The organism is Blautia sp. DFI.6.71 (assembly GCF_020593585.1).
GTDB lineage: Bacteria > Bacillota > Clostridia > Lachnospirales > Lachnospiraceae > Blautia_A > Blautia_A wexlerae.
Map to the genome: position 1 here is coordinate 13,527 of NZ_JAJDMJ010000014.1, position 26,695 is coordinate 40,221.

19 protein-coding genes and 1 pseudogene are annotated in these 26,695 nt (G+C 41.3%); 18 read left to right on the plus strand and 2 right to left on the minus strand.

Going from position 1 to position 26,695, the window contains the following annotated elements; genetic code table 11:
* The first annotated feature begins 14 nt into the window (after positions 1 to 14).
* The 7 genes and pseudogenes from LJE12_RS08090 (at position 15) to LJE12_RS08120 (ending at position 7,016) form a co-directional block, all read left to right on the plus strand.
* A complete protein-coding gene (locus tag LJE12_RS08090) occupies positions 15 to 2,546 on the plus strand; it encodes a hypothetical protein (RefSeq protein WP_227292159.1) in 2,532 nt (843 codons plus the stop codon).
* Positions 2,524 to 2,703 (plus strand): hypothetical protein, encoded by a 180-nt coding sequence (locus tag LJE12_RS08095; RefSeq protein ID WP_227292160.1) that lies wholly within the window; start codon positions 2,524 to 2,526, stop codon positions 2,701 to 2,703. The genes LJE12_RS08090 and LJE12_RS08095 overlap by 23 nt, the downstream gene beginning before the upstream one ends.
* Before the next feature lie 15 nt (positions 2,704 to 2,718).
* The gene (locus LJE12_RS08100) at positions 2,719 to 3,864 is read left to right on the plus strand and encodes a hypothetical protein (protein WP_227292161.1); all 1,146 of its coding nucleotides are present in this window, start codon (positions 2,719 to 2,721) and stop codon (positions 3,862 to 3,864) included.
* A gap of 9 nt (positions 3,865 to 3,873) precedes the next feature.
* Positions 3,874 to 3,942, plus strand: a pseudogene (locus LJE12_RS21050) (zinc-ribbon domain-containing protein); the annotation flags it as partial.
* A gap of 39 nt (positions 3,943 to 3,981) precedes the next feature.
* On the plus strand, positions 3,982 to 4,824 hold the full coding sequence (locus LJE12_RS08110; protein WP_227292176.1) for a tetratricopeptide repeat protein: 843 nt from the start codon (positions 3,982 to 3,984) through the stop codon (positions 4,822 to 4,824).
* The gene (locus LJE12_RS08115; protein ID WP_227292162.1) at positions 4,821 to 5,168 is read left to right on the plus strand and encodes a tetratricopeptide repeat protein; all 348 of its coding nucleotides are present in this window, start codon (positions 4,821 to 4,823) and stop codon (positions 5,166 to 5,168) included. Before LJE12_RS08110 ends, LJE12_RS08115 begins: the two co-directional genes overlap by 4 nt.
* A gap of 186 nt (positions 5,169 to 5,354) precedes the next feature.
* Complete coding sequence (locus LJE12_RS08120; RefSeq protein ID WP_227292163.1) at positions 5,355 to 7,016, plus strand: LamG-like jellyroll fold domain-containing protein; 1,662 nt, start codon at positions 5,355 to 5,357, stop codon at positions 7,014 to 7,016.
* Positions 7,017 to 7,307: 291 nt separating this feature from the next.
* On the opposite strand, the gene LJE12_RS08125 is transcribed toward LJE12_RS08120, so the two are convergent.
* Positions 7,308 to 7,934 carry a hypothetical protein gene (locus tag LJE12_RS08125; protein WP_227292164.1) on the minus strand — a complete coding sequence of 209 codons (627 nt, stop codon included), beginning with the start codon at positions 7,932 to 7,934 and terminating at the stop codon, positions 7,308 to 7,310.
* Between the two features lie 556 nt (positions 7,935 to 8,490).
* Between LJE12_RS08125 and clpB the strand changes: the two genes are divergently transcribed.
* From clpB to LJE12_RS08145, 4 genes are all read left to right on the plus strand, one after another.
* Entirely contained in the window at positions 8,491 to 11,082 is a 2,592-nt protein-coding gene (gene clpB, locus LJE12_RS08130; protein WP_227292165.1) for an ATP-dependent chaperone ClpB, read from the plus strand.
* Positions 11,083 to 11,256 carry a DUF4250 domain-containing protein gene (locus tag LJE12_RS08135; RefSeq protein WP_008706656.1) on the plus strand — a complete coding sequence of 58 codons (174 nt, stop codon included), beginning with the start codon at positions 11,083 to 11,085 and terminating at the stop codon, positions 11,254 to 11,256.
* A gap of 426 nt (positions 11,257 to 11,682) precedes the next feature.
* The gene (locus tag LJE12_RS08140; protein WP_227292167.1) at positions 11,683 to 13,122 is read left to right on the plus strand and encodes a sodium:proton antiporter; all 1,440 of its coding nucleotides are present in this window, start codon (positions 11,683 to 11,685) and stop codon (positions 13,120 to 13,122) included.
* A 15-nt stretch (positions 13,123 to 13,137) separates the two neighbouring features.
* Positions 13,138 to 14,139, plus strand: a complete 1,002-nt coding sequence (locus LJE12_RS08145; protein WP_227292169.1) for a cytidylate kinase-like family protein — start codon at positions 13,138 to 13,140, stop codon at positions 14,137 to 14,139.
* Positions 14,140 to 14,263: 124 nt separating this feature from the next.
* Here LJE12_RS08145 and LJE12_RS08150 read toward each other — a convergent pair whose 3' ends face one another.
* On the minus strand, positions 14,264 to 15,598 hold the full coding sequence (locus LJE12_RS08150; protein WP_118509247.1) for a sodium-dependent transporter: 1,335 nt from the start codon (positions 15,596 to 15,598) through the stop codon (positions 14,264 to 14,266).
* A gap of 173 nt (positions 15,599 to 15,771) precedes the next feature.
* Between LJE12_RS08150 and LJE12_RS08155 the strand changes: the two genes are divergently transcribed.
* The 7 genes from LJE12_RS08155 (at position 15,772) to LJE12_RS08185 (ending at position 26,611) form a co-directional block, all read left to right on the plus strand.
* The gene (locus LJE12_RS08155; RefSeq protein WP_055052619.1) at positions 15,772 to 16,656 is read left to right on the plus strand and encodes a LysR family transcriptional regulator; all 885 of its coding nucleotides are present in this window, start codon (positions 15,772 to 15,774) and stop codon (positions 16,654 to 16,656) included.
* Positions 16,657 to 16,906: 250 nt separating this feature from the next.
* Positions 16,907 to 17,380 carry a MarR family winged helix-turn-helix transcriptional regulator gene (locus LJE12_RS08160; RefSeq protein ID WP_227292170.1) on the plus strand — a complete coding sequence of 158 codons (474 nt, stop codon included), beginning with the start codon at positions 16,907 to 16,909 and terminating at the stop codon, positions 17,378 to 17,380.
* A 140-nt stretch (positions 17,381 to 17,520) separates the two neighbouring features.
* Positions 17,521 to 19,683: an ABC transporter ATP-binding protein gene (locus LJE12_RS08165; protein WP_008706649.1), complete on the plus strand. Its 2,163-nt coding sequence runs from the start codon at positions 17,521 to 17,523 to the stop codon at positions 19,681 to 19,683.
* The gene (locus tag LJE12_RS08170; protein WP_227292172.1) at positions 19,680 to 21,518 is read left to right on the plus strand and encodes an ABC transporter ATP-binding protein; all 1,839 of its coding nucleotides are present in this window, start codon (positions 19,680 to 19,682) and stop codon (positions 21,516 to 21,518) included. The genes LJE12_RS08165 and LJE12_RS08170 overlap by 4 nt, the downstream gene beginning before the upstream one ends.
* Positions 21,519 to 22,018: 500 nt before the next feature.
* The gene (locus LJE12_RS08175; RefSeq protein ID WP_227226530.1) at positions 22,019 to 24,076 is read left to right on the plus strand and encodes a HelD family protein; all 2,058 of its coding nucleotides are present in this window, start codon (positions 22,019 to 22,021) and stop codon (positions 24,074 to 24,076) included.
* Between the two features lie 402 nt (positions 24,077 to 24,478).
* The gene (locus LJE12_RS08180; RefSeq protein WP_195303081.1) at positions 24,479 to 25,627 is read left to right on the plus strand and encodes a hypothetical protein; all 1,149 of its coding nucleotides are present in this window, start codon (positions 24,479 to 24,481) and stop codon (positions 25,625 to 25,627) included.
* A gap of 171 nt (positions 25,628 to 25,798) precedes the next feature.
* The gene (locus tag LJE12_RS08185; protein ID WP_055052582.1) at positions 25,799 to 26,611 is read left to right on the plus strand and encodes a class I SAM-dependent DNA methyltransferase; all 813 of its coding nucleotides are present in this window, start codon (positions 25,799 to 25,801) and stop codon (positions 26,609 to 26,611) included.
* Positions 26,612 to 26,695: the final 84 nt, after the last annotated feature.

Here is a 26,695-nt window from a genome sequence, read left to right on the forward strand (position 1 = left end):
AAGGGGGTGTCGAAATGGCTATGCGTTCAGTCGAATTTGTTGGCAAGGCTGAGGGGATAAAATCTCATGAGCTCTCAGTTAAATCCTTAATGGAGAAACTGAGCGGCACCCTCTCAAGTTTAAAGGGACAAAAAAGGTCTTTGCAAAGTGAATTGTCATCGCTTTATGCAGAGCTGGCGGCGGCAGAGAGTGATACCGATGAAGATGGTGAACCGGATTATGGGCTGATTGCATCAATCGAAAATCAGATTGATCAGACTAATGAGGAATTATCCGAAACTGAAGGGGAAATATCTCAGACATCTGGTGAACTGCAAAGAGCACAACAAGAGTATGCAGAGGTTAAAGAGGAAAAACAACAGACTTTATTTGAAATACAGGAACGAGCACGCATAACTTCACAAGATGCATCAAAAGCAAGCGGTATGTTTGGGGCATGGGCATCGGTTGGTGCTTCATTAAATCAATCATTTCAGGCGAATTTTGATGCATTAGCCCAGGCTGCATCAATTCTCGATGGAAATGTTAGCGCAGCCAGCGCGCAAACAAGTAGCAGTGGTGGCGGGGGTGGTAGTAGTAGAACTGCTGGTGGCATAGGAATTGCCGCTGCCGGCGCTACGGCGATAGCGTCTTCCGGCATGATAGCATCAACCAAACCTATGAGTGGTAGCTTAGGAAGCAAACAGATTTCGGGTGCAAACTCGCCAGGTGGAAGGTTTCAGTATGCAAAAGGCGGGAATGCTAATCACAAAGAGCCACAACTAAGTTCAACTCAAAGCTCAGGAACATCCGTACATTCTTCGGTAGGTGCTTCAGTAGGCATTTCTGCAGGAGCTACGACAAGAAATTCGTCATTCGAAACATCGCAATCGAGGCATAGTTCTAGTAATTCTGGAAAGAGTAGCATGAAGGGCGCATCGACTGTAACTGGATATGATGATTCTATATCCAAAGAAACAAGGAGGGCAGTTAACAGAAAGACTGCTAGTAGTGACGTCCGAGACATCCAAGCATCGCAAAGCGTATCTACAGCATCGCCAAATGCAGGAAGTCCGATGATTGCGAGAAGAGGTCGTAATTCATTTACAGATGGTCTGATTGTGCAAGATTGGGAGTTGGGCAGGTATTCAAGCTATTCGCTTTCATCCATACGAAAGGTTGCCGCAGACGCAGATTACGCAGCTTACATAAAAAATCCATCTGCTTACTCACATACGTCATATGATAAAAAACCAATCGTATATCTTGATCCTGCAACTATAAAAGAGATTCGTGGGATTAATGATCCGAATTTTTGGTCATACAAAAGTACATCTTATTCAGATTATATAGATATGGCCCGTCAAATACCCCTAGTGTATTCTATGGCAAAAGCGGGGCAAAAATTGACCGATTTAGCAAAACGAAATGACGTGATTGGTGCATGCGCAAGAAATTATTTCCTTTCAGAAGACATAACCGCAATGCGTGTTGGAAATAGCTTTATTTTTGGTGGCGAAGGTCGACATAGAGTTATGGCCGCGCTGATTGCGGGGGTTAATATTCCGGTCAGGATTACTGATGAATTTACAAAAAATGGAAGTGAATCAGTAATATCAAAAAAACAATTAGAGCAGCTTTCGGAGAAAGAAAAAGCTTCAAGGTTTAGGCAGAATTTTGCCGAAAAATCATTTACGATATCAGAAATGATTGCAAAAGCTGACAAATCCGAACTTCAATCAATAGTACGAAATGAGCAACTGGCCCAAAAAGTTGATTTTGGTGATTTAGATATTAATGTTGCTAGAGAACTAGTTGACACAATAAGAAATGCTAAGAACAAGTATCTATTTTTAGATTTTCCATTCATTGGAGCTACGCAGTCACTAAATGCTAATCTTAGACAGAATATTGAAGCGAGCCTGACTAGATTGTATGTTCAAAACAATCCAACAGCATCTATGGATGATATTGCAGAAAGTGTAAAATTGCAAACTGAAGCTTATATGAGTCAGTTTAAGATTGAAGACAATGATTTGGCAGTTTCTATAAGTGTTAAGACACCACAGAAAATTGCTAGACCAAAACCAGGAATGGAAACAGCGGGATATGTTACAGAATATGTCGGTGATATTTATTCATCAAAACTAAACGGTATTAGTATTAATGCTGAAAATGCGAAGGATTATTCAGCGTTACGTCAAGATTTGGAAAAAGAAGAAGCACGCGGAGCATCTCCAAAAGGATGTAAATCCGTAAATTACTTGATAAATCATGAAATAGCTCATCAGCTAGATCACTTTTTAAATCTGTCTTCTGATCCAGACATTATTAGAGAATATAAGAAACATATTGGACTGACAGAAAAAGAGCAGATTGATAATGTTTGTACGTATGCTAGTACAGATATTCATGAATTTATTGCTGAAGCATGGGCTGAAAGTCAATGTAGTAGTACTCCAAGAGCAGTTGCAAAACTTATTGGAGAGAAGGTATCACTTGCATCGGATGCATATATGAAATCAAAGAAAGGAGACGATGAGTATGTCAGAGAGCGCGAAATCTAATATAAAAGAACCCGAAGTAAACTTTGTTACTGTTGAAATAAAGAAAGTGAAAAAAGATGAAGACGGTCATGTGTATGAAGTTGTAGAGGAACAGCAGGTACCAGACTTTATTGCGGAGATACTTATTGGAAATTCTCTGATTGAAACAGATCACTAATTTAGGAGGGATTTTATGGATTTCTTTGAACAGTTCATGTTTGAGGAACTGGAAAATTTATATGCAAATGATAATCTGGAAACTTATGAGTATCAGGATATTTATGAACGTTTTACACATCTGGAGCATTTAGAAGAAGTAAAGCCTTACTTATACGCTATGCGTTTTTTGGGAAAAGGAACTAAAGCAGAGCCAGATAATGTTTTGCACGAACTTGAGAGTATGGAATTATCTCCTGATAGCCAAATCAAAGGACTGTATTTGGACATTAAGCTAGTAATGAAAAAAGGAAATTCTGATGATATTGAGAAATTAGAAAAATGTGTTGAGTCAGGATATTCAGAAAAATATTTGAAGGCGGCATCCTATTTGTGTTCGGAATCTGAAAGCGAAGTTGATGATGACGATGACGAGTACGAAGAAGATGATGGCGATTTTTCAGATGATAATGAAAAGGTGCGTTTTAAGAGCATGACTTTTGAAGGTTGTGGCTACAGTGGTTATCGCTTTACGTCTGGTGATATAGATTATCTTAATGCGAAAGTGTTTATAGAACCAATAAAAAAAGCATGTACACTATCTGTTCGTTCGCAAATATATGATGGTGATGAACCATTTTCAAAAGTTTTTAGTAATGAATATCAGTTAAAGCCTGGAGATACATGGTTCCGGACAACTGGCTGGGGGAACAAAAATTTCTATGCATATAAAAATAAAACTTACCAGTGGAGAGTTGAATTCGATGGTAAGGACGTGTATAGTCAGAACTTTTATTTTTATGATGGAAAAATAAAGAAATCTGGGGTTACTGTTAAGGATGTTAAGTTATTTGCTTCAAAGGCTTCTGGGGCACTTGAAGCAGATAGGAATCGTTATTCTACGGCTTTTGAAGGAGAGGATTTAGAATATGTATATTTTAAGCTTTTTGTGGAAGAACCTGGCGAAGAAACAGTAATACAGATCTTTTTGAAAATTGTTCGAATGGAAGACGATTCAGTTTTCTATGATAAATATATTTTACATCGTTTAGATGCGAAAACTTATGCCTGTTGGAATGGCGTAGGTTTCAATAAGAAGGGTAAATGGGATAAGGGATTGTACAAGTATTCTTTGCGTGTGGGAAGCGGAAATACGCATGAGGGAACATTTACCGTGTATTAATTAGGGGTGGTGGAGTTGATATGTCCATTTTGTGGGAAATCTATCCCCGATAATACAATGTATTGCCCAGAGTGTGGACAAAGCATCAATAATAAACCTGTACAAAAAGACAAGAGTTTGGCTGCCTTAAAAGAAATGTGTAAGGCAGAAGATGTCTCTGCTCTCTATTTTATGGGATTTAATCTTATCATGGGAATTTGTGTCGATGCAGATGATGCGGAAGGTGTTCGCCTTCTTGAAATTGCGGTCTATAAGGGCGATGCAGCATCTGCAATACTGCTTGCAGAGTGTTATTTGAATGGATGGGGTGTTCCGGAGAATCCAGAGAGAGCAGTTGAGCTCTTTATTGATCATCCACTGAATAAAAACAAAAAATCCCCTTATCTTCTTGGCAGATGCTATTTCTACGGAAAAGGAGTAGAAAAAGACCTTTATAAAGCAGCGGAGTATTTTAGGGTTGCAGCTGAGCTGGGTCACAGTAATTCCAAAGACTATTTAGGTGACGGTTACTATTATGGATATGGTTTGCCAGTAGATTATTATGAAGCGGCAAGGTGGTATAAAGATGCCGCGGATAATCATATGAATGGAAGTTCCGCACATAGTTTGGCATTTATGTACTTGAAGGGACAGGGCGTTTCGGAGAGCGAACGTGAAGTGGTTCAGTATTTCAAGATTGCAGCAGAGAAAGGAATAGCTCAGGCGCAACGTTTTATATCACGTGAATACCTTACAGGAGAGTTCCTTCCTAAGAGCTATCAGGAAGCCAAAAGATGGATGGAAGCAGCTGCAGAACAAGGTGATGAGGAAGCACAGATTGGTTTAGGCAAATATTATGTTAGTGGATTCGGCTTTGATGATGACCAAAGGCATTTGAGTGGTTCAGCAAAGCTGCAGAGCAAGGAAATGCGGAAGCTGAGTATATTGTTGGCGGTTGCTATTAGAACGAGGTTGGAGTGAAAGAAAACTATTCTAAGGCAAACACTTGGTATATGAAGGCTGTAAAGCATAGACATATGAGAGCTGCTTATGAACTTGGCATCAATTATTTAGATGGAAGAGGAATTGAGAAAGATTCTGATGCAGGAATTCAATTTCTTGAAATGGCTGTAAATGGAGATCTCAAGGAGGCAAATAAAGAGTTGGCATCCAGATATCATTTTGGTATCAAGAATTTCCGTGGGCAAGCAGTTTATAAGAATCCAACTGAAGCTAAAAGATATGCAACTATAGCAGTAGAAGATGAGAAAGATGGTGAAGCTCAGTTCTTGTATGCAAAATGTCTTTGGATGTATAAAAAATAAAAAGAGTGCGAAGCAGTATTATCAATTGGCCGAAAGAAACGGTTATGTTTCGACAGAAAAACCAAAGAAGAGATTTGGTTTCTTCTAAACTATTGTAAGTTGTTTCCCATGGCAAGATTGTTTTATGTTGCCATGGGAAATTCATGAGTTATATGATCGGAAATTTAAAAGAATGGAGATGATCTGATGATATGTCCATATTGTAAAAAGGCTATACCTGACTCATCTGTATTTTGTCCGGAATGTGGACAGACTGTGACGCAAAATTCAAAAGGCTCACAGAATGTGGATCAGTTTTGGGATAAGGTTCAACGACAGAATGACAAAGCTGATCAAATAAAGAAAGCAGAACTTGCTAAAGAGAAAGCAAGGCAAAGTGCCAAAATACGGAATACAATTTGGGGAATTATAGCAGTATGTGTCATTGGATTGGTAATTGTATATTTTACGGTTATTGGACCTAATATGACATACAGCATAGCGACAAAACTTTTTGAAGAAGGAAACTATCTCGAAGCAGCAGAAAAATTTGAAACAATAAAAACTCACAAAGATTCTGAAGAAAAAGTGAATCTGTGCAGGTATTCTGCAGCCGAAGAATTGTTCAGCTCTGGTGAATTTTCGGTTGCATTGGATATATATAAGGAGATAGATACATATGGTGATGCAGTAGATAAAGCAAAAGAGTGTACTTATCTTATGGGGGTTCAGTTGTACGAGACGGAAAAATATAATGAAGCATTAGAGTTGTTCCAACAGATTGACACTTATAAGGATAGTGCGGAGTATGCGGTTAATTGTTTGCTGACAAATTGTAAGTACAGTTGGGATTTTTCAAATTCTCTGGGTGAAATAAACGGATGCGAATCTTCAGTAAATGGAAATACCCAAATAAAGGAAATGCCTGGTGGCTTAGCAGCTGCATATTTTGATGGTGATGGAGATTACATTTCTTGTGGTACAGGCATTAATTTAACGGATGATTGGAGTTTTCATACTGTACTGTGCTGTAAGGATATAGATAAAGAATATTCTGCATTCTTCGCAAAGTATGAGACAGATCATGGAGGTATGTATGCATTTTCTGTAAATGAAGGTTATATTAATTGCTGGTTTACAGATGAAAGTGGTTATTCTGAATACTTTGATTCTGAGTATCGCATAGCAAACGGAGAGTGGGTTGATATATCTATTGTGAAAAACGGAGATAATATCAAATTGTTTATTAATGGTGAATTGGATAGCGAAGAGAATGTGGGTTGGCAAACATCAAGCAACGATCTGGTTACAATTGGTCGTCAAGCTTTAATGTTTGAGCCATATAGTGATCTCCAGTTTACCGGCTATATTGCTGAGATTTCTATATTTGAAAATGCATTGAATGAAAAGGCTGTAAAAAGTCTTTATTACAACAGTATGTTCCAAGATGGCTTACCAAAGTATGCAATGGCAAATGCGCTATCATGGAATGGACACACATATGCGGTGTTTTCAAATACCAGTTCATGGGAAGAAGCAGCGGAATACTGTGAATCTATAGGAGGCTATCTTGCGGTAATTGAATCCGCAGATGAAAATATTACGTTGTTTAATTATGTATGTAATGTGGCTGATGGAAATGCTTACTTTGGATTTAGTGATTCAGATGAAGAAGACGAATGGAAGTGGGTGAGAAATTCAAGCAGTGGATATACGAATTGGCATTCTGGGGAGCCAAATGGAGAAAGCTCTAACGAAGATTATGCTATGTTCTATTACATGTTTGACGATGGAACCTGGAATGATGGAGATTTCGGTGGCTCAACTGTTAATGGTGGTACTGCATATATCTGTGAATGGGATCAATAAAAATGATTCATGATAGTGATTGTCATTCGCCATGTTGATAATTAGTAACCTCGTAGCTTTGTCTAAAACACAGTCGGAGCTACGAGTTTTTTTTACAGTTCTGGATGCACTTGTACAGAATCTTCTTGGAGGATATTGGCGTGAGTGTGGGAGGCTAATAAAGAGAGGTCAAAATTCTCCCGAATGATCTGCAAAGTAGATTGGCGTTTTTGCAGATCCTGCTTTTCATGAATAACTGTAGAACGTTTGAATATTACGGTGCGGCAGGTGGCTCAAAGAGCCCCGGAATAATCAACGTTCATTTTCCAGATTTGAGATTTTGGAGCTTTGCCGTTCTTTTGATGGTAGCTTGGAAATGCCCAGTTCCTGTAACTTTTGTTTCAGAGTATCATGCAGTTGATATTCTGATTGATGTTTGGATTTATAGGATTTGGGATTTGAAGCTTTTATCCCATTCTCAATGACTTTTCTACAAATACGATAGCTGTCACAATGCTTTTGTATTACTTTTTGTTTGGTGATTTCTGCATTGATTTCTGCAAGCTTTTGATCTGACGCAAGGAGGGCATTTGAGACATCTTCCATATGCTGTTGGAAATCCTCATAGTTCAGAAGGTTATTTTCCGAAAGATAATTAAAAGTGCGTGCGGATTCTTTTAAATTATTGAGCTTTGCCCAACGTTCAAATCCTTCTCGATTGCCGGTTGTAACATACGTGGAGATATTGATATACAGGCGAGCTTCTCTGGACAGATGCCTTGGAACTTTTACTTTGTTACGATTTTTTGCCAGACGGATGCGGACATTTTCTTCTGAATAATAGCTTCCAAGAGATTTCATATAAGTGAAGTTTTTATGTTCCGGTGCACGGAAGGACAGGTGTTTTCCCTGTCGAACTTCATATTCTGCTAACTGCATCTTGTCCTATACTATACTTGACACATCCACATACTCTTCGTCATACGGGATGTACCAGATTGGGTGAGAACAATGTCAATCCCAAAGTTATGCAGTATGTGAGGGGGTGCTGGATGTCCAGTGGACATCCGTTTAGCACCGACCGTAGCGGAGCGAAGAACATTCAGATGCACAGATCACAGTGAATATCTACAATCATATTGCAGAGAAGTCTCACGTGGAGAATGAGATGTCTAAAATGAACCTACCAGAAACTGTACCTGCTGTGGTATAAACCATAAGTTGTTGTCGTAAAATGTGGTAAGAAAATCAGACGAATATATTTTTCCAGGAATTTGTGGTAAAAATGTGGTCAAATCAAGAAAAACGAGTGCGAAAGCAAGTGAAAAATCCCTGTGAAGCCCATAAAATCAAGGATTAACAAAATTTTTACAAAATAATTAGCACTCACCTCTTGACAGTGCTAATAACGTGTGTTATATTACATGCAGAACAAAGAAAACAACATATTTCTCCTTCGGGAGAGATATTTCTCATATAAGAGGAGGGTTAGCCTATGAATATCAGTAAATTTACACAGAAATCCGTACAGGCTGTCCAGGATCTGGAGAAGGTTGCTTATCAGTTTGGCAACCAGGAGATTGAAGAGGAGCATCTTTTATATGCTCTGCTGGAACAGGAAGACAGCCTGATTCTTAAACTGATCGAGAAGATGGAGATAGATAAGGATTATTTCAGAAATTCTCTGAATCAGGCACTGGATGCCAGGGTTAAGGTATCTGGCGGTGAGCTTCGTTTCGGACAGTATCTGAACAAGGCTCTGGTCAGTGCAGAGGATGAAGCCAAGGCAATGGGAGATGAATATGTCTCTGTAGAGCATTTATTCCTTGCCTTGTTGAGATATCCAAGCCCGAGCATGAAGAAGCTGTTTCAGGAATTTGGCATTACTAAGGAGCGTTTCCTGCAGGCACTTTCTACAGTACGAGGCAATCAGCGTGTAGTCAGTGACAATCCGGAAGCTACTTATGATACTTTGAATAAATATGGCGAGGATTTAGTCGAAAAGGCACGTAACCAGAAGCTGGATCCTGTGATCGGACGTGATGAAGAAATCCGTAATATCATCAGAATCCTTTCACGTAAGACCAAGAACAATCCTGTGCTTATCGGTGAGCCTGGTGTAGGTAAAACAGCAGCAATCGAGGGTCTTGCACAGCGAATCGTGGCAGAGGATGTGCCGGAAGGTCTGAAGGATAAGAAGATTTTTGCCCTGGACATGGGTGCTCTGGTAGCAGGTGCCAAATACAGAGGTGAGTTTGAGGAACGTCTGAAAGCAGTCCTTGAAGAAGTAAAGAAGAGTGAAGGAAACATTATTCTTTTCATTGATGAGTTACATCTGATTGTTGGTGCAGGTAAGACAGACGGAGCTATGGATGCCAGCAATATGCTGAAACCTATGCTTGCCAGAGGTGAGCTTCACTGTATCGGTGCCACAACTCTGGATGAGTATCGTCAGTATATTGAGAAAGATGCGGCTCTGGAACGTCGTTTCCAGCCTGTTATGGTGGATGAGCCCACAGTGGAGGATACCATTTCCATCCTTCGTGGTCTGAAGGAGAGATATGAGGTCTTCCATGGTGTTAAGATCACAGACAGTGCACTGGTTGCAGCAGCTACACTTTCACATAGATATATCACAGACCGTTTTCTTCCTGATAAGGCCATTGACCTGGTGGATGAGGCCTGTGCCCTGATTAAGACAGAGCTGGATTCTATGCCTTCAGAGCTGGATGAACAGCGCCGTAAGATCATGCAGCTGGAGATTGAGGAATCTGCACTGAAGAAAGAGACAGATAACCTGAGTAAGGAACGTCTGGAAACACTTCAGAAGGAGCTGGCAGAGCTTCGTGATACCTTTAATACACAGAAAGCACAGTGGGATAATGAGAAGCATTCTGTAGAGAAATTACAGAAGCTTCGTGAGCAGATCGAGGATGTGAATAAGCAGATTCAGAAAGCAAAACAGAATTATGATCTGGAGAAGGCTGCACAGTTACAGTACGGCGAACTTCCGAAATTACAGCAGCAGCTGGAAATCGAAGAAAAGAGTGTCAAAGAAAGTGACAGAAGTCTGGTTCATGAGGCAGTCACTGATGATGAAATCGCAAGGATTATTTCCAGATGGACCGGTATTCCTGTAACAAGACTGACAGAAGGCGAGAGAGCCAAACTCCTCACTCTGGAAGATCAGCTTCACAAGAGAGTTGTAGGTCAGGATGAAGGTGTGAAGAGGGTTACAGATGCAATCCTTCGTTCCAAAGCCGGCATCAAGGATCCGACCAAACCTATCGGTTCCTTCCTGTTCCTTGGTCCTACAGGTGTAGGTAAGACAGAACTTGCCAAAACTCTGGCAGAGAATCTGTTTGATAATGAACAGAATATGGTCAGAATTGATATGAGTGAGTACATGGAGAAGTATTCTGTATCCAGACTGATCGGAGCGCCTCCGGGATATGTAGGATATGAGGAGGGTGGCCAGCTTACTGAGGCAGTCCGCCGTAAACCATACAGTGTTGTACTTTTCGATGAGATTGAGAAAGCACATCCGGATGTGTTTAACGTACTGTTACAGGTACTGGATGATGGCCGTATCACAGATTCTCAGGGACGTACTGTTGACTTTAAGAATACAATTCTTATCATGACTTCCAACATCGGTTCTCCGTATCTGCTGGATGGTATTGATGAGAATGGTGAGATCAAACCTGAGGCTCAGAGCCAGGTTATGGATGACCTGAGAGGTCATTTCCGTCCGGAATTCCTGAACCGTCTGGATGAAATAATTATGTTCAAGCCCTTGACAAAATCCAATATTGGTAAGATAGTAGACTTGATGGTCGGCGAGCTTGACAAACGTCTTGCAGACCAGGAGCTTTCCCTGGAACTGACAGATGCAGCCAAGAATCAGGTTATCGAGAATGGCTATGACCCGGTATATGGTGCACGTCCGCTGAAACGTTATCTGCAGAAATATGTAGAGACTCTTGCGGCACGAAAGATTTTGTCCGGAGATGTTCACGCAGGTGATACTCTGGTGCTGGATGTTCAGAATGGGGAATTCATTGTTACGGTAAAGGACGGAAACTAAATGATACCCAAAGATCCAATGATTCTGCTGAGTTATGTGAATACTCAGCTCAGGGATTACTATGATTCCCTGGAAGCACTCTGCACATGCAGAGGATTGAAGAAAGACGAACTGGTGGCGAAGATGCATTCCATCGACTATGAGTATGATGAAGCAACCAATCAGTTCATATAAGAAATATGCGAAATGCTCTCTGACAGCGGGAATTGCTGTCGGGGAGCATTTTTCGTATTGCATATAAGAAAGATCCCTGCTTTAATTGCAAAAAAGTGATAAACTGCGGAGCAGTTATTGGGTCATGTGTTTCAAAATCAGTACAATTTTAAAAAATAGATAAGGCAGTACAAAAAAATGTCAGTAATAAAGATTAAATCGTTAAAATATAAACGAAAATAATCAGGGAATATGTAAAAAATGTATAAAAAAACAGGAAATAAAGTGTAAATATTCACTATCCACACAATTGATTTTTGTATGCTGTATGATATAATTGCATCTGTAAAAAACAAGCGCATATTAAATAGGAAGAAACACGTATATGAAAAAAATCTCCTGAATGATAGTCGCGCTGTACGAAAATACAATATGGAGGTGGCAGTTTTGAAAAAGTTGGTGACCGTACTGGGTGCTTTTTTTGCAGTTCTTCTGGCTTGTCCGTTGAGTGTATTTGCGGCAGAAGGCAGTAAAGCACCATCTACAGTACCTGTATGGCTTTGCATTCCCTTTGCAGGGCTTTTGTTATGTATTGCAGTGATGCCTCTGGTAAAAGCGGAGTGGTGGGAGTCTCATCAGCCACTGGTTGTTGCCTTATGGATCATTCTGATGGTGGTTCCATTTGCTTTCGTTTATGGAGCCGGAAAGACTGCAGAGACAGTTCTGGACTGTATTGTGAATGATTATCTTACATTTATCATTCTGTTATTCGGTCTGTTCTGCGTATCAGGTAATATTACCATGGAGGGTGATTTCGCAGGTTCCCCCCGTGTTAATGTAGGTCTGCTTGCACTGGGAACTTTTCTGGCAAGCTGTATCGGTACCACCGGTGCCAGTATGCTGATGGTACGTCCGGTAATTAAAATGAATTCATGGAGAAAGAGAAAAGGACATATTATGATCTTCTTTATCTTCATGGTTTCCAATATGGGTGGATGTCTTACACCAATCGGAGATCCGCCGCTGTTAATGGGATTTATGCGAGGTGTTCCTTTCTTCTGGAGCCTGCATCTGTTCCCTGTACTGATCTTTAATATGGTCATTTTGCTGTTTGTATTTTATCAGATTGATAAACGTTCCTACAGAAAGGATATTGCAAATGGACGTAAACCGGATATCCGTAAACCGGGTACTCAGTTCCGTCTGGATGGACTGCACAATATCATCTTCCTTGTGATGATCGTTGGCGCGGTAATCTTAAGCGGTGTACTTCCGGGAATGTCCGCATTCCAGGATGCCGCAGGCAATGTAAGAGGCATTCATCTCTTTGGAGAAGTAACCCTGACATTCCCGGCTCTGATCGAAATCGTGATCATTCTGCTTGCTGCTTTTCTTTCCTTTAAGACAACAGATAAGCAGATCCGTATCAGAAACCATTTTACCTGGGGGGCGATCCAGGAGGTTGCGGTTTTATTTATCGGTATCTTTATCACCATGCAGCCTGCATTGATGCTTCTGAAAGCTGTAGGGCCGAATCTGGGAGTTACTGAACCAGCAGAGATGTTCTGGGCAACCGGTGCGCTTTCCAGTTTCCTGGATAACACACCTACTTATCTGGTATTCCTTACAACAGCAGGAACGCTGGCATTTACAAATGGAATCACAACCACACTGGGAACTGTACCTACCAAGATTCTGTCTGCCATTTCCTGTGGTGCGGTATTCATGGGTGCCAACACTTATATCGGAAATGCCCCAAACTTTATGGTAAAGGCAATCTCTGATGAGAATGGTGTGAAGATGCCGTCATTCTTCGGATATATGTTGTGGTCTGTTGCATTTCTGGTTCCGGTGTTTATTATCGATATGTTTGTATTCTTTTTATAAGGAGGGAGGATCATTATGCAGGATAATCAGGAAAAATGTAAAGAACTTGCAATACGCATTTATAACCTGGACGAAGAAGTTTATAAATGTGTGGGTTCCTCTCTGGGACGTACATTTACAGGACAAAAAGAAACAACTCTCCGTCATCTGGCAGCGCTGATGTATACCAAGCCGGACGGACATCTGCTCAGAAGTGAACTGGCGCTGATCAGTAACATGGCCCGTACCATCAGGGATAAGAGCGAGAGAAGACGTCTTATGATAGAGTATGACAGTATTCTGAAAGAGATTGAAAGTCTTCCGGATACATTTGGACAGACAGATATTGTAGATAAAGAACGTATCAGTCTGAATAATCTGATCGCAAGACGCCAGAATGAGATTTCCGAAAATGATCATTTGATCATCTGTATCAGCCGTACACAGGGAAGTGGCGGTAATGATATCGGATTTGAACTGGCGGATCAGCTTCAGATCAACTATTATGATGCAGAAATTTTTGATCAGGTTATGAAGCGTCTGCAGGCAGATAAAAGTGTAGTCAGTGATACTGGTAATTTTGAAGGATTTGATAAATACAGAAAGAAAAAACACACAGATCTGAAAACCTGGTTCAGGGAATTCAATCGTTATCATGGACTTCCGAAGCAGGACGCAGTATTTTTCAATATGAGTGATCTGATCTGTGAACTGGCAAAGAGTGAAGACTGCGTGATCATGGGACGTTGCGCAGATGCGATTCTTAAGAATAATCATATTCCTCATATCAGTCTGTTTATCAGTGCTCCGTTTCAGGTTCGTGTGCAGCACGTTATGGATATCCGTAATATGAATCTGAAACAGGCAGTACGTTTTCTGAAGCAGATGGATAAGCAGCATAAGAAATATTATGAATTTTATACCGGTGAGAAATGGGGAAAACCGGAGAATTATGATTTGTGTATCAACAGTGCCAACTATGGACTGAAGGATACCATTGAGCTGATCCGGAGAATGCTGGATCAGAAGGTTCGCTGATCAGAGGGAGATTTATCTGTCTGATTTAACCGAATCAAGTAAATTGCGGAGCGGATTGTGAATATCCGCCTGACAAAGAAAATAAGCTCTGTGGATAAAAGAAAAATCCACAGAGCTTATTTTTTTATTTCCAGTTGAATGTGAACATTCCATAAATATAGATAAAGGCAATTATAATCGGAAGTACAAATCGGAAGAGCGGTTTCATCCAGCTCTGTACCTTTAAACCCTTACCGGTATTGCTCTCTTTGATAAAGTTATCCCATCCCCAGCCGAACTTATTACAGCAGAAGAGTGCAAGGATGAGAGAGCCAAGGGGTAAAATATTGTTGGAAACAATAAAATCCCAGAAATCAAGCCAGGTAGTTCCTTCGGCAAATGGCTGGAAGTGGAAAACGCTGAAACCAAGGGCTGTGGTAAGTGCCAGAAGAAAAACACCTGTGCCGCAGACCACGCTGCCTTTTGGACGAGACCAGCCGGTAAGCTCACGTATCATTGCCAGGATGTTTTCGCACACTCCCAGAACTGTTGACATGGCTGCAAATACCATGAACAGGAAGAATAAGGAACCCCAGATGCGACCTCCGGACATGTTGTTAAAAACTGCTGCCATTGTATCAAACAGAAGGCTCGGACCTGCATTTACTTCCAGATTAAAGGTAAAGCATGCAGGGAAAATAATAACTCCTGCCAGAAAAGCAACCAGTGTGTCCAGTGTGATCACATGAATAGCTTCCCCCATTAGAGAATGCTCTTTGCCAATATAGCTGCCAAAGATAGCCATGCCACCCATACCTGTAGATAAAGTAAAGAATGCCTGGTTCATTGCCCCTACGATCACCGAACCATCAATCTTTGAGAAATCCGGTTTCAGATAAAAGGTCATTCCCTCACCAGAGCCTTTCAGAAAAAGACTGTGTACAGCGAGAGCAAGCATCAGTACCAGCAGTGCAGACATCATATATTTTGTCACACGCTCCAGTCCTCCCTGAAGATTGAAGGAAAGGATGAAAAATGCAATGACTACAGTGACCAGTAAGAAGAATACATTCACAGAGGGAGAGGAGATCATGGCTGAAAATCCCAGTGAACCATTTTTACCTCTGAGAAACTGTACAAAATAATAAATGATCCAGCCGCAGACAACAGTATAAAATGCCATCAGGGCAATGTTGCCAAGCAGACAGAACCAACCGAAAATCCCCCATTTCTGTCCTGGCTTTTCCAGCTTACGGTACATGAAAAGGGGACTTGTCTGAGCCGCTCTTCCGATGGAAAATTCCAACACAAGAGCCGGGATTCCCAGGATGACCAGACACAGAAGATAGATCAGCATAAAGCTGCCGCCGCCATTTTGCCCGCACATCCACGGGAATTTCCATACATTTCCGCAGCCAATGGCGCAGCCGGCGGAAAGCATAATGAAGCCAAGCCGGCTTCCAAGCTGTTCACGTTTCATAAGATAACGCTCCCTTCAGAAGTTCATATAAGGGATATTATAAGATAAAAAACAATATTTGTAAAATTAATTGTTTTGTTGTATATTATTGAAAATATCGTTTGTATAAGAAAAATAACGCTTCTGCGTTTTGATGGGAAAATATTGAAAAAAATATGGGAAAGGAACGAGAAATGGATACAAATGTGTTAAAAACTTTTATTGCAGTATGTGAATATTCAGGATTTTCGGCTGCTGCAAAGGAACTGGGATATACGCAGTCTACAGTTTCTTCACAGATTAAACAACTGGAAAAGGAGCTTGATGTCAGGCTGTTTGACCGTTATTATCATAAAATCAATCTTACGGAAAAGGGAGTTTTAGTTTTGCAGCAGGCTCGAAATATTCTGAAGGCACAGGCGAAAATGCTTGATTCGCTGAATTCGGCTGAAAGCATTGAAGGCGAGATCCGGTTGTCTATGTCCAGTTCTGTCTGCAGCAGATATTTTAAAAATGATTTTCTGCGTTTTCATCATCAGTATCCGGAAATAAAAGTGGAGATAACAGAAAACGGTACAGAGCAGATGTTTGATAAATTGCGGAAGAACGAAACAGATCTGGTTTTTACTCTGGACAGGCATATTTATGATTCGGATTTTATTATTTGTGCGGAACAGGAAGAACAGGTACATTTTATTGCAGCGGCTGATAATTCTGTTGCAGGCTGTTCATGGAAATTAAGTGAAATTTCTCAGAATGAGTTTGTGTTAACAGAACAAGCCATGAGCTACAGAAAAATACTGAATGAAACCCTTGCGTCCCAATCACTGGAAATCCGTCCGGTTCTTGAAATCGGAAATCCGCTCCAGATATGTGAACTGGTAAAAAACAGCAGCCTGCTTTCCTTTCTTCCGGATTTTATTTCGGAGAAATATGTGAAAGACGGACAGATTAAAAGACTGGATGTTGCCGGCTGCCCGGTAACTGTATGGACACAGTTGCTGCTCCACAAAAATAAATGGCGGTCTCCGGCAATTAATGTGTTTATAGAATTTTATAAAGAAGTCATGCAGAGATAGAAAGATTACCCGTCTATATCAACTCCGCAAAACAATTGGAGGTTTTATTTGACCTGAGATAAAAAATTAGCCGGGCAAAACAAAAATGTTGGTTTCTAAATTGAAAATATCAAAGTTAAATCTAAAATAATTGTAAATTACACAAAAAACACTTGCGTTTTTTGTATAAAAGTATATTATATATGATTAGTCGGGCTAATTAAAAAATATCAGACCTAAAAGAGGACAAAGGACGGAAAGGAGTGAAGTTATGTGGTGTCCGGAAGAGGAGAAGAATGAGAAAGAGAAACGGGAAGAGAAAAGCATGCCTGCTCTCTTTATGGAGATCAACCGCCAATATGGTATGAGATGTATGCAGCGTATACGGGAAATCGGTATCCAACAGGGACAGATGCCGATCATTATGATCGTATACAGACATAACGGCTGCAGTCAGAAGGAGATTGCAGAGCGGATGGGTGTAACACCGCCCACTGTAAATGTAAGTATCCAGCGTCTGGAGAAAGCAGACATTGTCTGCAGGAAACGTGATGATAAAGATCAACGCATCATGCGTGTATATCTGACAGAAAACGGAAGAAAAATCGTGGAGGAGCTCCAGCAGGAAAGCAAAGCTGTGGAAAAAGTGATGTTCAGCAATTTCAGCGAAGCAGAGCTATGTCTTTTACGAAGGTTTTTTGGGCAGATTCTGGATAATATTTCGGAGATACCTGTCAACAGGTAGAAACTGAAAAATACATGGTGGAGCAGATTGAGAAAACTGTATCAGCATGTTCAGATAAAAATAATATTGTCTGTAAAAGAACTGACACGTGAGTTTAAACAGACATACATATTAAAAATAGGAAAAGAGGGAATCAAGCAATGATTAAACTGATGAAATATCTGAAGAAATCAGCGGGATACATTGTCCTGATCATAGCACTTCTGTTTCTGCAGGCGTACTGTGATCTTTCCCTGCCGGATTATACCTCCAAGATCATTAATGTAGGTATCCAGCAGAAAGGTATTGAAGACAGTGTGCCGGATAAGCTTCGGGATTCAACCTTGCAGAATCTTCAGATTTTTATGGATGAGGATCAGAAAAAGGAAGTTTCACAGAATTATACACAGGAGGATGATACCTGGGTATTAAACGATGATATTTCCAAAGAAACCAGAGAGAATTTAAATGAGGATTTCTCAAAGGCAATGATGATGGTATCTGCCTTTTCCGAAGACAGTGAACAGGGGCAGGCAATGGTTGCACAGATGGGCCTTCCGGAGGGAACAGACCCACTGACAGCGCTGGCGCAGATGCCGGAAGAAGCAGTACAGCAGATTATGAGTCAGGTGGATGAGAAGCTGAAAGATATGCCGGAGTCTATTGTGACACAGGCTGGTGTTTCCTTTGTTGCTTCAGAATATGAAGCACTGGGGAAAGATGTGGATGCCATTCAGATGCATTACATCCTGATGTCAGGTATCAGAATGCTTGCCATGGCTCTGGTGATCATGCTGGCAGCAATCAGCGTCACATTTATTTCGGCCAGAGTGGCAGGCAGACTTGGTCATGACCTGAGAAACAGCATTTATCGCAAGGTTATGAGCTTCTCCAGCAGAGAATATCATAAATTCTCCACAGCATCCCTGATCACACGAAGCACCAATGATGTGCAGCAGGTACAGCAGGTTATGGCAATGATGTTCCGTATTGTTCTGTACGCGCCGATCCTTGGTATTGGTGGTGTGATCAAGGTATTGAATACAGATTCTTCCATGACATGGATCCTTGGTGTGGCAGTTGGCCTGATCCTGATTGTGATTTTTGTGCTGTTCCAGGTGGCAATGCCTAAATTCACTATCTTACAGACTCTGATCGACAGACTGAACCTGGTATCACGTGAGATCCTGACAGGTATTCCGGTGATCCGCGCATTCAGCCGTGAGAAGCATGAGGAAGAGCGTTTTGAGAAAGCAAATCTGGATCTGACAAAAACAAACCTGTTTGTCAACAGATGTATGACTTTTATGATGCCTATTATGATGCTGATCATGAATGGAGTATCCGTACTTATTATTTACAGTGGTTCCCATGCAGTAGACAACGGAACCATGCAGGTTGGTAATGTTATGGCATTCATCCAGTATGCAATGCAGATCATTATGTCCTTCCTGATGATCACTGCAATGTCTATTATGCTCCCGAGAGCAAATGTTGCAGCGCTTCGTATTGATGAGGTTCTGAAAACAGAGGTTTCCATTCAGGATCCGGAAACTCCGGTACATCCGTCAGAAAGTGTGAAAGGTGAGATCGAATTTGACCATGTATCCTTTGCTTACCCAGAAGCAGGTGAGAATGTACTGACAGACATTTCCTTTAAAGCAAAGAAAGGTCAGACGATCGCAGTGATCGGAAGTACTGGAAGCGGTAAGAGTACCCTGATCAACCTGATCCCAAGATACTATGATGTGACAAAGGGTTCTGTTAAAGTGGATGGTGTGGATGTCCGCGACATGACTCAGAAAGAGCTTCGTGATAAGCTGGGATATGTGCCGCAGAAGGGTGTACTTTTCTCAGGTACCATTGATTCCAATATCCGCTATGGTAAGCCGGAGATCACTGATGCACAGGTAAAGGAAGCAGCAGAGGTTGCACAGGCTACAGAATTTATTGATACCAAACCGGAGAAATATGAATCTCCTGTATCACAGGGAGGTACCAATGTTTCGGGCGGACAGAAACAGCGTCTGTCCATTGCCAGAGCCATTGCAAAGGAACCGGAAATCTTTATCTTTGATGACAGCTTCTCTGCCCTTGACTTTAAGACTGACAGTCAGTTAAGAAAGGCATTGAAGGAGTACACCAAGGATGCAACTACTGTGATCGTTGCCCAGAGGATCAGTACCATCCTTGGTGCAGATCAGATCATTGTACTGGACGACGGACATATGGCAGGTATTGGAACTCATAAGGAACTGATGGCAAATTGTGAGGTATATCAGCAGATTGCAAGATCTCAGTTATCAGAGGAGGAACTGGCATGAGCGAACAGAGAAGAAGAGGTCCTATGGGAGGACATGGACGTATGATGTCCGGCGAAAAGGCAAAAGACTTCAAGGGCTCCATGGCTAAGCTTTTCCGTTATATGGGACGATATAAATTCCGCTTTATACTGATGTTTATTTTTGCAGTAGCGGGAACTGTGTTTAGTATTGTAGGACCTAAGATTTTAGGTAAGGCGACCACAGAGCTGTTTAACGGTCTGGTTGCCAAGGTAAACGGAACCGGTGAAATTGACTTCGGAAAGATCGGGATGATCCTGTTATGGACACTTGGATTATATGTGTTAAGTGCATGCTTTTCCTTTGTACAGGGCTTTGTCATGTCCGGGATCTCCAATGATGTTACCTATAATCTGAGAAAAGATATTTCAAAGAAAATCAACAGACTGCCTCTGAATTATTATGAGAGCAGAACAAACGGTGAGATCCTTTCCCGTATTACCAATGATGTGGATACTCTGCAGATGAGTCTGAACCAGAGTCTGACGCAGCTGATCACATCAGTGACAACCCTGATCGGTGTATTTATTATGATGCTTTCCATCAACGTGTGGATGACTCTGGCAGCACTTCTGATCCTGCCGGTTTCCATGTTCATCATCCAGACTGTCATGAAGCATTCCCAGAAATATTTCCAGAATCAGCAGAGCTATCTGGGCAAAGTAAACGGTCAGATTGAAGAGAATTTCGGCGGCCATAATGTGGTCAGAGTTTTCAACAAGGAGAATGATGTAGTAGAAGAATTTGAAAAAGACAATCAGAAGCTTTATGAATCTGCATGGAAATCTCAGTTCTTCTCAGGAATGATGATGCCGATCATGCAGTTTGTAGGTAACCTTGGATACGTAATGGTAGCTCTCCTGGGCGGCGTGTTTGTAATCCAAAAAAGTATTGAAGTCGGTGATATCCAGTCCTTCTTCCAGTACATCCGTAACTTTACACAGCCAATCCAGCAGATCGCACAGGTTACCAACCTGTTACAGTCCTCAGCAGCAGCTTCCGAACGAGTATTTGAATTCCTGGAGGAGCCGGAAGAAAGCCAGAATGAGAAGAATCCTGTAGATGTTAATACCCTTACAGGAGATGTACAGTTTGAGCATGTAAAATTTGGCTACAATCCGGATAAGATCATTATCAATGACTTCTCGGCAGATGTGAAGGATGGCCAGAAGATTGCAATTGTAGGTCCCACAGGTGCAGGAAAGACAACTATGGTGAAACTGCTTATGAGATTCTATGATCTCAATGGCGGAAATATTAAGGTAGACGGTTATGACATCAAAGACTTTAACAGAAGCAGTCTGAGAGAGATGTTTGGTATGGTGCTTCAGGATACCTGGCTGTTCTCAGGAACCATTATGGAAAATATCCGTTACGGACGTCTGGATGCCACAGATGAAGAGGTAATCGCAGCAGCAAAGGCAGCCCATGTGCACAACTTTATCATGCAGCAGCCGGGCGGCTATGACATGGTTCTGGATGAAGAAACCAGTAATATTTCCCAGGGACAGAAACAGCTTCTCACTATTGCCAGGGCAATTCTTGCCAATAATAAGATCCTGATCCTGGATGAGGCAACCTCCTCTGTAGATACCAGAACCGAAGTGCGTATCCAGAAGGCTATGGATAACCTGATGAAAGGAAGAACAAGCTTTGTTATTGCACACAGACTTTCTACCATCAAGGATGCAGATCTGATATTGGTTATGAAAGACGGCGATATTATCGAGCAGGGAAATCATAAAGAACTCCTTGCTAAGAAAGGTTTCTATGCTGATCTGTATAACAGCCAGTTTGAGAATAAGGCAACTGCTTAAAATATAAAGTTACAATCCCTCAGGGGTATTTGTGAAAGAGAATATATCTGGTTTCAGGCTAATGCAGATATTTCCTTCGCCAGGAAGATATAGAATCATACAGATACCGGCTGAGGGATTTTTGCCGGATTTACGTCTTTTCTGTAAGAGGGTAATATGTTATAATTAAAAACCAATCTACGAAAATTGATATATTTTGTTACTGTTCACTGGTAATATCCCGCGAGGTGTTTTTTGTGAGCGAAGGTCACAGAAAACCCGAGACATACCGCGCGAATTTATGCGATTAGCATAAATTAAGTTTGCGAAGCAAACGATACTCCTTGGGCATTGCACAAGGAGGTTCATATTTCCTGCATCGCGAAGCGTGTTGCTGGGAACGGAGTGAACAGTAACTATATTTTATCATCATAATAATAAGAGAAAATGATAACAATAATAAGGAGTATTGTAGCTGTGAAGTTACTGAACAGTTGCAAATATCAGAGGATATCAACAATATGACAGATAAGAAAAACGGCAGAGAATATCTGGGCTATGTGCTGGAAAAATTAAAAGAACGTATCACAGAAATCAGCCTTTCTCTGGTGGAAGGCCAGAAAGAGATTGAGGGAATGCATGAGTATTACTGGGAAAATTATACAGAGATGGACCAGTATGGTTATGAGAATTATGATAATCAGCAGGCATTGTTCCGCCAGATTTCCGCAAATGAAGAGCAGCTGATTTTGAAACAGAGATTTCGCAGAATGGCAGATTCTCCATTCTTCGGAAGAGTGGATTTCATTTACGAAGGAGAGGACGAACCGGAGATCTTTTATATTGGAATTGGAAATTTCGCAGAGAAAGCAGGGCATATTCCATTAGTATACGACTGGCGTGCTCCGGTAAGCGGTCTGTTTTATGACTATGACAAAGGACCGGCTTCTTATGAGGCTCCCATGGGCGAGATTCATGGCGAGGTTGCTTCGAAATGGCAGTATAAGATCCGCAACGGAAAAATGATCTACGAATTTGAGAGTGATGTGAAGATTGATGATGAGATCCTGAAAGCAGAGTTGGGAAGTAACGGTGAGGTACAGCTTAAGAACATTATCCGTACCATTCAAAAGGAGCAGAATGCCATTATCCGAAATACCAAAGACAGGATCATGGTGATCCAGGGTGCAGCAGGAAGCGGGAAAACTTCCGTGGCGCTTCACAGGATCGCCTATCTTCTCTACCATGACAGACAGAATCTGAAGTCTTCCAATATTCTGATCCTGTCACCAAATGGAGTGTTTTCCGATTATATTTCCCATATCCTTCCTGAACTGGGAGAAGAGAATATTAAGGAAATGAGCTTTGATCTTTTTGCTTATAAGCAGCTTCGGGATACAGTTTCTGACTGCGAAGACCGCTATGATGAAATTGAACGCAGAATCCGTTTTCCGCAGAAAGCTTCTTTGGCAGAGGAAAAGCAGTCCATGAAATTTATAAATCTTATGGAACGCTATCTGGTGGAACTGGAAGACCGGCTGATGAATTTTAAAGATGTGGAATATAAGGGATTTGTAAAGATAGAATCAGAGATTATTGAACTGTTCTATTTTAAATTCCAGGATTTTCCGCTTCTTTCAAGAATGGATGCAGTGGCAGATTATTTCATTGACGAGGTGGAAACCCTGAGGGATCGTGATCTGGCGGATGATGAGAAAGACCTGATCCGTGAGAAATTCATGAAGCTGTATGTGACCAGAGATCTTTATGTGATCTACAGTCAGTTCCTGAAAGAAAATGGATACAAAGGACTTCCGCGTGTTTCTTATGAGAAAAGGAAGCTGAAATATGAGGATGTTTATCCTGTTCTTTACCTGAAATATCGTTTGCAGAGCCAGCAGGGAAGAAGCAATATCAAACATCTGGTGGTAGATGAGATGCAGGATTACTCAAGGCTTCAGTATGAAATTCTGCAGAGGATTTTCTCCTGCAGAATGACGATCCTGGGTGACCGGGCACAGACTATGGATGATAAACAGCAGGATGTGCTGAAATTTCTTCCGAAGATTTTCGGGAGGGATATCCACAAGATCATTATGAATAAGAGTTACCGTAACACCATAGAGATTGCGTCTTATGCAAATCAGCTTGCGGGTATTGAAGATATGGAACTCTTTGAACGTCATGGTGCTCCGGTGGAGGAGAAAATATTTGCAAATATGAGCCATGCTGCGGAAGAGATTGCAGAAACTCTGAAACTCGGCGAAGAAGAATATGAAACAGCAGCGGTTGTCCTGCGTACAGAGAAAGAAGCAGAACATATGTGGCTTCTTCTGAAAGAAATTCTGGGAGAAAAAGGATTTGATATAAAAGAACGTCTGTCTTATCTGGACAGAAACAGCACAAGCTTTAAGAAAGGTCTTACAGTTACGACATTCTATCTGGCAAAAGGTCTGGAATTTGATCAGGTATTTGCAGTATTTCCGCAGAAAGACCAGAGCCCGCTTGTGCGTCAGGCGAGATATATCGCTGCAACAAGAGCCCTTCATGAACTGCATATGTATGAAGTGGAAAAATAAAAAAGTAATCGTTACTGTTCGCTCCGTTTACAGTAACGTAGCCAAAATTCATTCCAGATTGCCTGCGGCAATGGAATTTTGGCTTGTATGTCTCAGGATAGTGGTGTGTGAACAGTAACAAGTAATCTCTCAGTTACAGAGAAAAAAAGATAAATGGTATGATGAAGCAGAAAAATGGCGTTATGACAGACTATGCAAATCGCAGAAGGCTGAGAAATCGACATTGACATCTATGTAATGAAATTGTAAAATATATAATGTTAGGGGCAAAATATCTTTTGACCCTGACATCATATTTTATAAAGTACGGAACAGTTATAATAATATCAGAGAGAGGTTTCCTCTCCTGACCTGATATCAAATATTACCTGAAGACTATATATCTATTCTAAGGAGGATATTATGAAAAATAAAAGAGTACTAATGTTATTGGCCTTAACAACTGTATTATCTGTTTCCATGACTGCATGTAACTTTGGAGGTGGCAGTGACGAGGATTCAAGTGTGGTACAGGTAACTCCTACACCGGAGCCAACCAAAGCAGCGAAAGCAACTCCTACCCCTGCACCGGCCAATGCCCAGAATACCACCTATACATCTAAGAACAAAGCAGTATCCATTAAACTTCCGGATGCGACATGGGCGAATAAATCAGATTCTGACGATATGTTAAGCTTCGAGTCACCGAAACAGGGCAAACTCCTGATCCTGCATGGTTCCGGTGAGGAGGATATGTCTGTGGCGATCATTCCAAGCTCACAGGATACAGCCTCTGCACTTGTAAAGGCAGATAATCTTGTAGAAGGTACAGATTTTGAGATCCAGGATTATAAATCAGAGGAAGTCAGCGGTGTAAATGTTTACAGCTATACAGTTCATTACCTCACTGACAAGAGTGACTATAAATATGTTGTAAATAAATATTTCACAGATAATACAACAGAATTTTACAGTGTTGCAGGTTCTGTAAAGGATGAGAAAGCACTGGCAGGAATCAAGACTTCTGTTGATTCATTCACTATTTCCGGTGATTCTGTACTGAAAGTAGCAGCAACAGGAAAAACTTCAGGAACTACAGCAGGTACAACTGCGGACGGCACTTCAGGAACTACAGGAACAGCGGCTGCAGGTACAGACCAAACAGCATCCGGCAGTTCATCAGATGGAAGTTCTTCAGCAGGCACAGACGGTTCTTACAGTGATACTTCATCGGGCGGTTCATCAGATTACAGTTCATCAGACTATACTTCTGATGGCAGCAGCGACGGATCTTATGATTATGACGATGGTTCCTCCAATGGATATTATGCAGATGGAACACCTGTAGGAACAGATGATCCGGACTATGATACAGATCAGACAAGAACTATTTACAGAAACTCCGACGGATATCCGCTTGTAATTTATCCGAACGGTGACGGTACATGGTGTGATGATGACGGAAATACCTATGATTTTGCTAATGGTGAGGACGTTTATGATGAGAATGGCGTTGACTATTACTATCATGGAGAACCGGCGTATGTCCGCTATATGCCTAAGAATCAGTAACAGAAAAGTTGAAAAGGACGGCTGCTGTAAAAAACAGTCGTCCTTTTTTGCGCTGACAGAGACCAACCTGTTATTTACATAAGAACGGATGTTGTGGTAGAATAGCAGGGAAAATATGTGTTGCTGTGAACGGAGTGAACAGTAAAACAGGTAGATAATGAGGGCTGATGAATGGAATCATATGGAAGATTTGCCGGTGTTTATGATGTTTTCATGGATAATGTAAACTATCGTGAATGGGCAGACTATATTATAGAAACACTGGCTCAGGACGGGATCAGGGATGGTCTGGTTCTGGAGCTGGGATGTGGAACAGGTACTGTGACAGAGATGCTTGCAGATGCCGGATATGATATGATCGGTATCGATAATTCTGAGGAGATGCTTGCAGAGGCTATGGAGAAGCGGGCAGAATCCGGTCATGATATTCTGTATCTTTTGCAGGATATGCAGGATTTTGAGTTATATGGTACGGTTCGTGCTGTGATCAGTGTCTGTGACAGTATGAATTATCTGACGGACGAGGAAGATCTGGAGTATCTTTTTGCACTGGTAAATAATTATCTGGATCCGGGCGGACTGTTCATTTTTGATATGAATACGATCCATAAATACCGGGATGTGATCGGCGATACGACTATTGCTGAGGACAGAGAGGACGGAAGCTTTATCTGGGAGAACAGTTATGACAGGGAAAATGCCCTGAATGTATATGAACTGGCACTTTTTCTTCCAAGAGAAGACGGATTGTATGAGAAGTGTGAGGAGGAACATGTACAGAAAGCATATTCCATAGAAGCAATCAAGGCTATGATTGTGAAAGCAGGAATGGAACTGGTGGCAGTCTGTGATGCATATACTCATAATCCGGGTGATGAGAATTGTGAACGTCTGACTTTTGTTGCAAGAGAGCATGGAAAAAGTGCACAGAACGGATATCATGGAAGGATTCCGGAGAAACCTGAGACACATCGCGCGGATTGATGCAATTATAGCAGGCCTCTTAATTAATGCATTATTTACGGGAATTGCTATTGATTTGATGTTAAGCCATGGACAAAATGAAAA

Coding starts and splice junctions, on each gene's coding strand:
- LJE12_RS08090 (WP_227292159.1), top strand. CDS start 15: ATGGCTATGCGTTCAGTCGAATTTGTTGGCAAGGCTGAGGGGATAAAA.
- LJE12_RS08095 (WP_227292160.1), top strand. CDS start 2,524: ATGTCAGAGAGCGCGAAATCTAATATAAAAGAACCCGAAGTAAACTTT.
- LJE12_RS08100 (WP_227292161.1), top strand. CDS start 2,719: ATGGATTTCTTTGAACAGTTCATGTTTGAGGAACTGGAAAATTTATAT.
- LJE12_RS08120 (WP_227292163.1), top strand. CDS start 5,355: ATGATATGTCCATATTGTAAAAAGGCTATACCTGACTCATCTGTATTT.
- LJE12_RS08125 (WP_227292164.1), bottom strand. CDS start 7,934: ATGCAGTTAGCAGAATATGAAGTTCGACAGGGAAAACACCTGTCCTTC.
- clpB (WP_227292165.1), top strand. CDS start 8,491: ATGAATATCAGTAAATTTACACAGAAATCCGTACAGGCTGTCCAGGAT.
- LJE12_RS08135 (WP_008706656.1), top strand. CDS start 11,083: ATGATACCCAAAGATCCAATGATTCTGCTGAGTTATGTGAATACTCAG.
- LJE12_RS08145 (WP_227292169.1), top strand. CDS start 13,138: ATGCAGGATAATCAGGAAAAATGTAAAGAACTTGCAATACGCATTTAT.
- LJE12_RS08150 (WP_118509247.1), bottom strand. CDS start 15,598: ATGAAACGTGAACAGCTTGGAAGCCGGCTTGGCTTCATTATGCTTTCC.
- LJE12_RS08155 (WP_055052619.1), top strand. CDS start 15,772: ATGGATACAAATGTGTTAAAAACTTTTATTGCAGTATGTGAATATTCA.
- LJE12_RS08160 (WP_227292170.1), top strand. CDS start 16,907: ATGTGGTGTCCGGAAGAGGAGAAGAATGAGAAAGAGAAACGGGAAGAG.
- LJE12_RS08165 (WP_008706649.1), top strand. CDS start 17,521: ATGATTAAACTGATGAAATATCTGAAGAAATCAGCGGGATACATTGTC.
- LJE12_RS08170 (WP_227292172.1), top strand. CDS start 19,680: ATGAGCGAACAGAGAAGAAGAGGTCCTATGGGAGGACATGGACGTATG.
- LJE12_RS08175 (WP_227226530.1), top strand. CDS start 22,019: ATGACAGATAAGAAAAACGGCAGAGAATATCTGGGCTATGTGCTGGAA.
- LJE12_RS08180 (WP_195303081.1), top strand. CDS start 24,479: ATGAAAAATAAAAGAGTACTAATGTTATTGGCCTTAACAACTGTATTA.
- LJE12_RS08185 (WP_055052582.1), top strand. CDS start 25,799: ATGGAATCATATGGAAGATTTGCCGGTGTTTATGATGTTTTCATGGAT.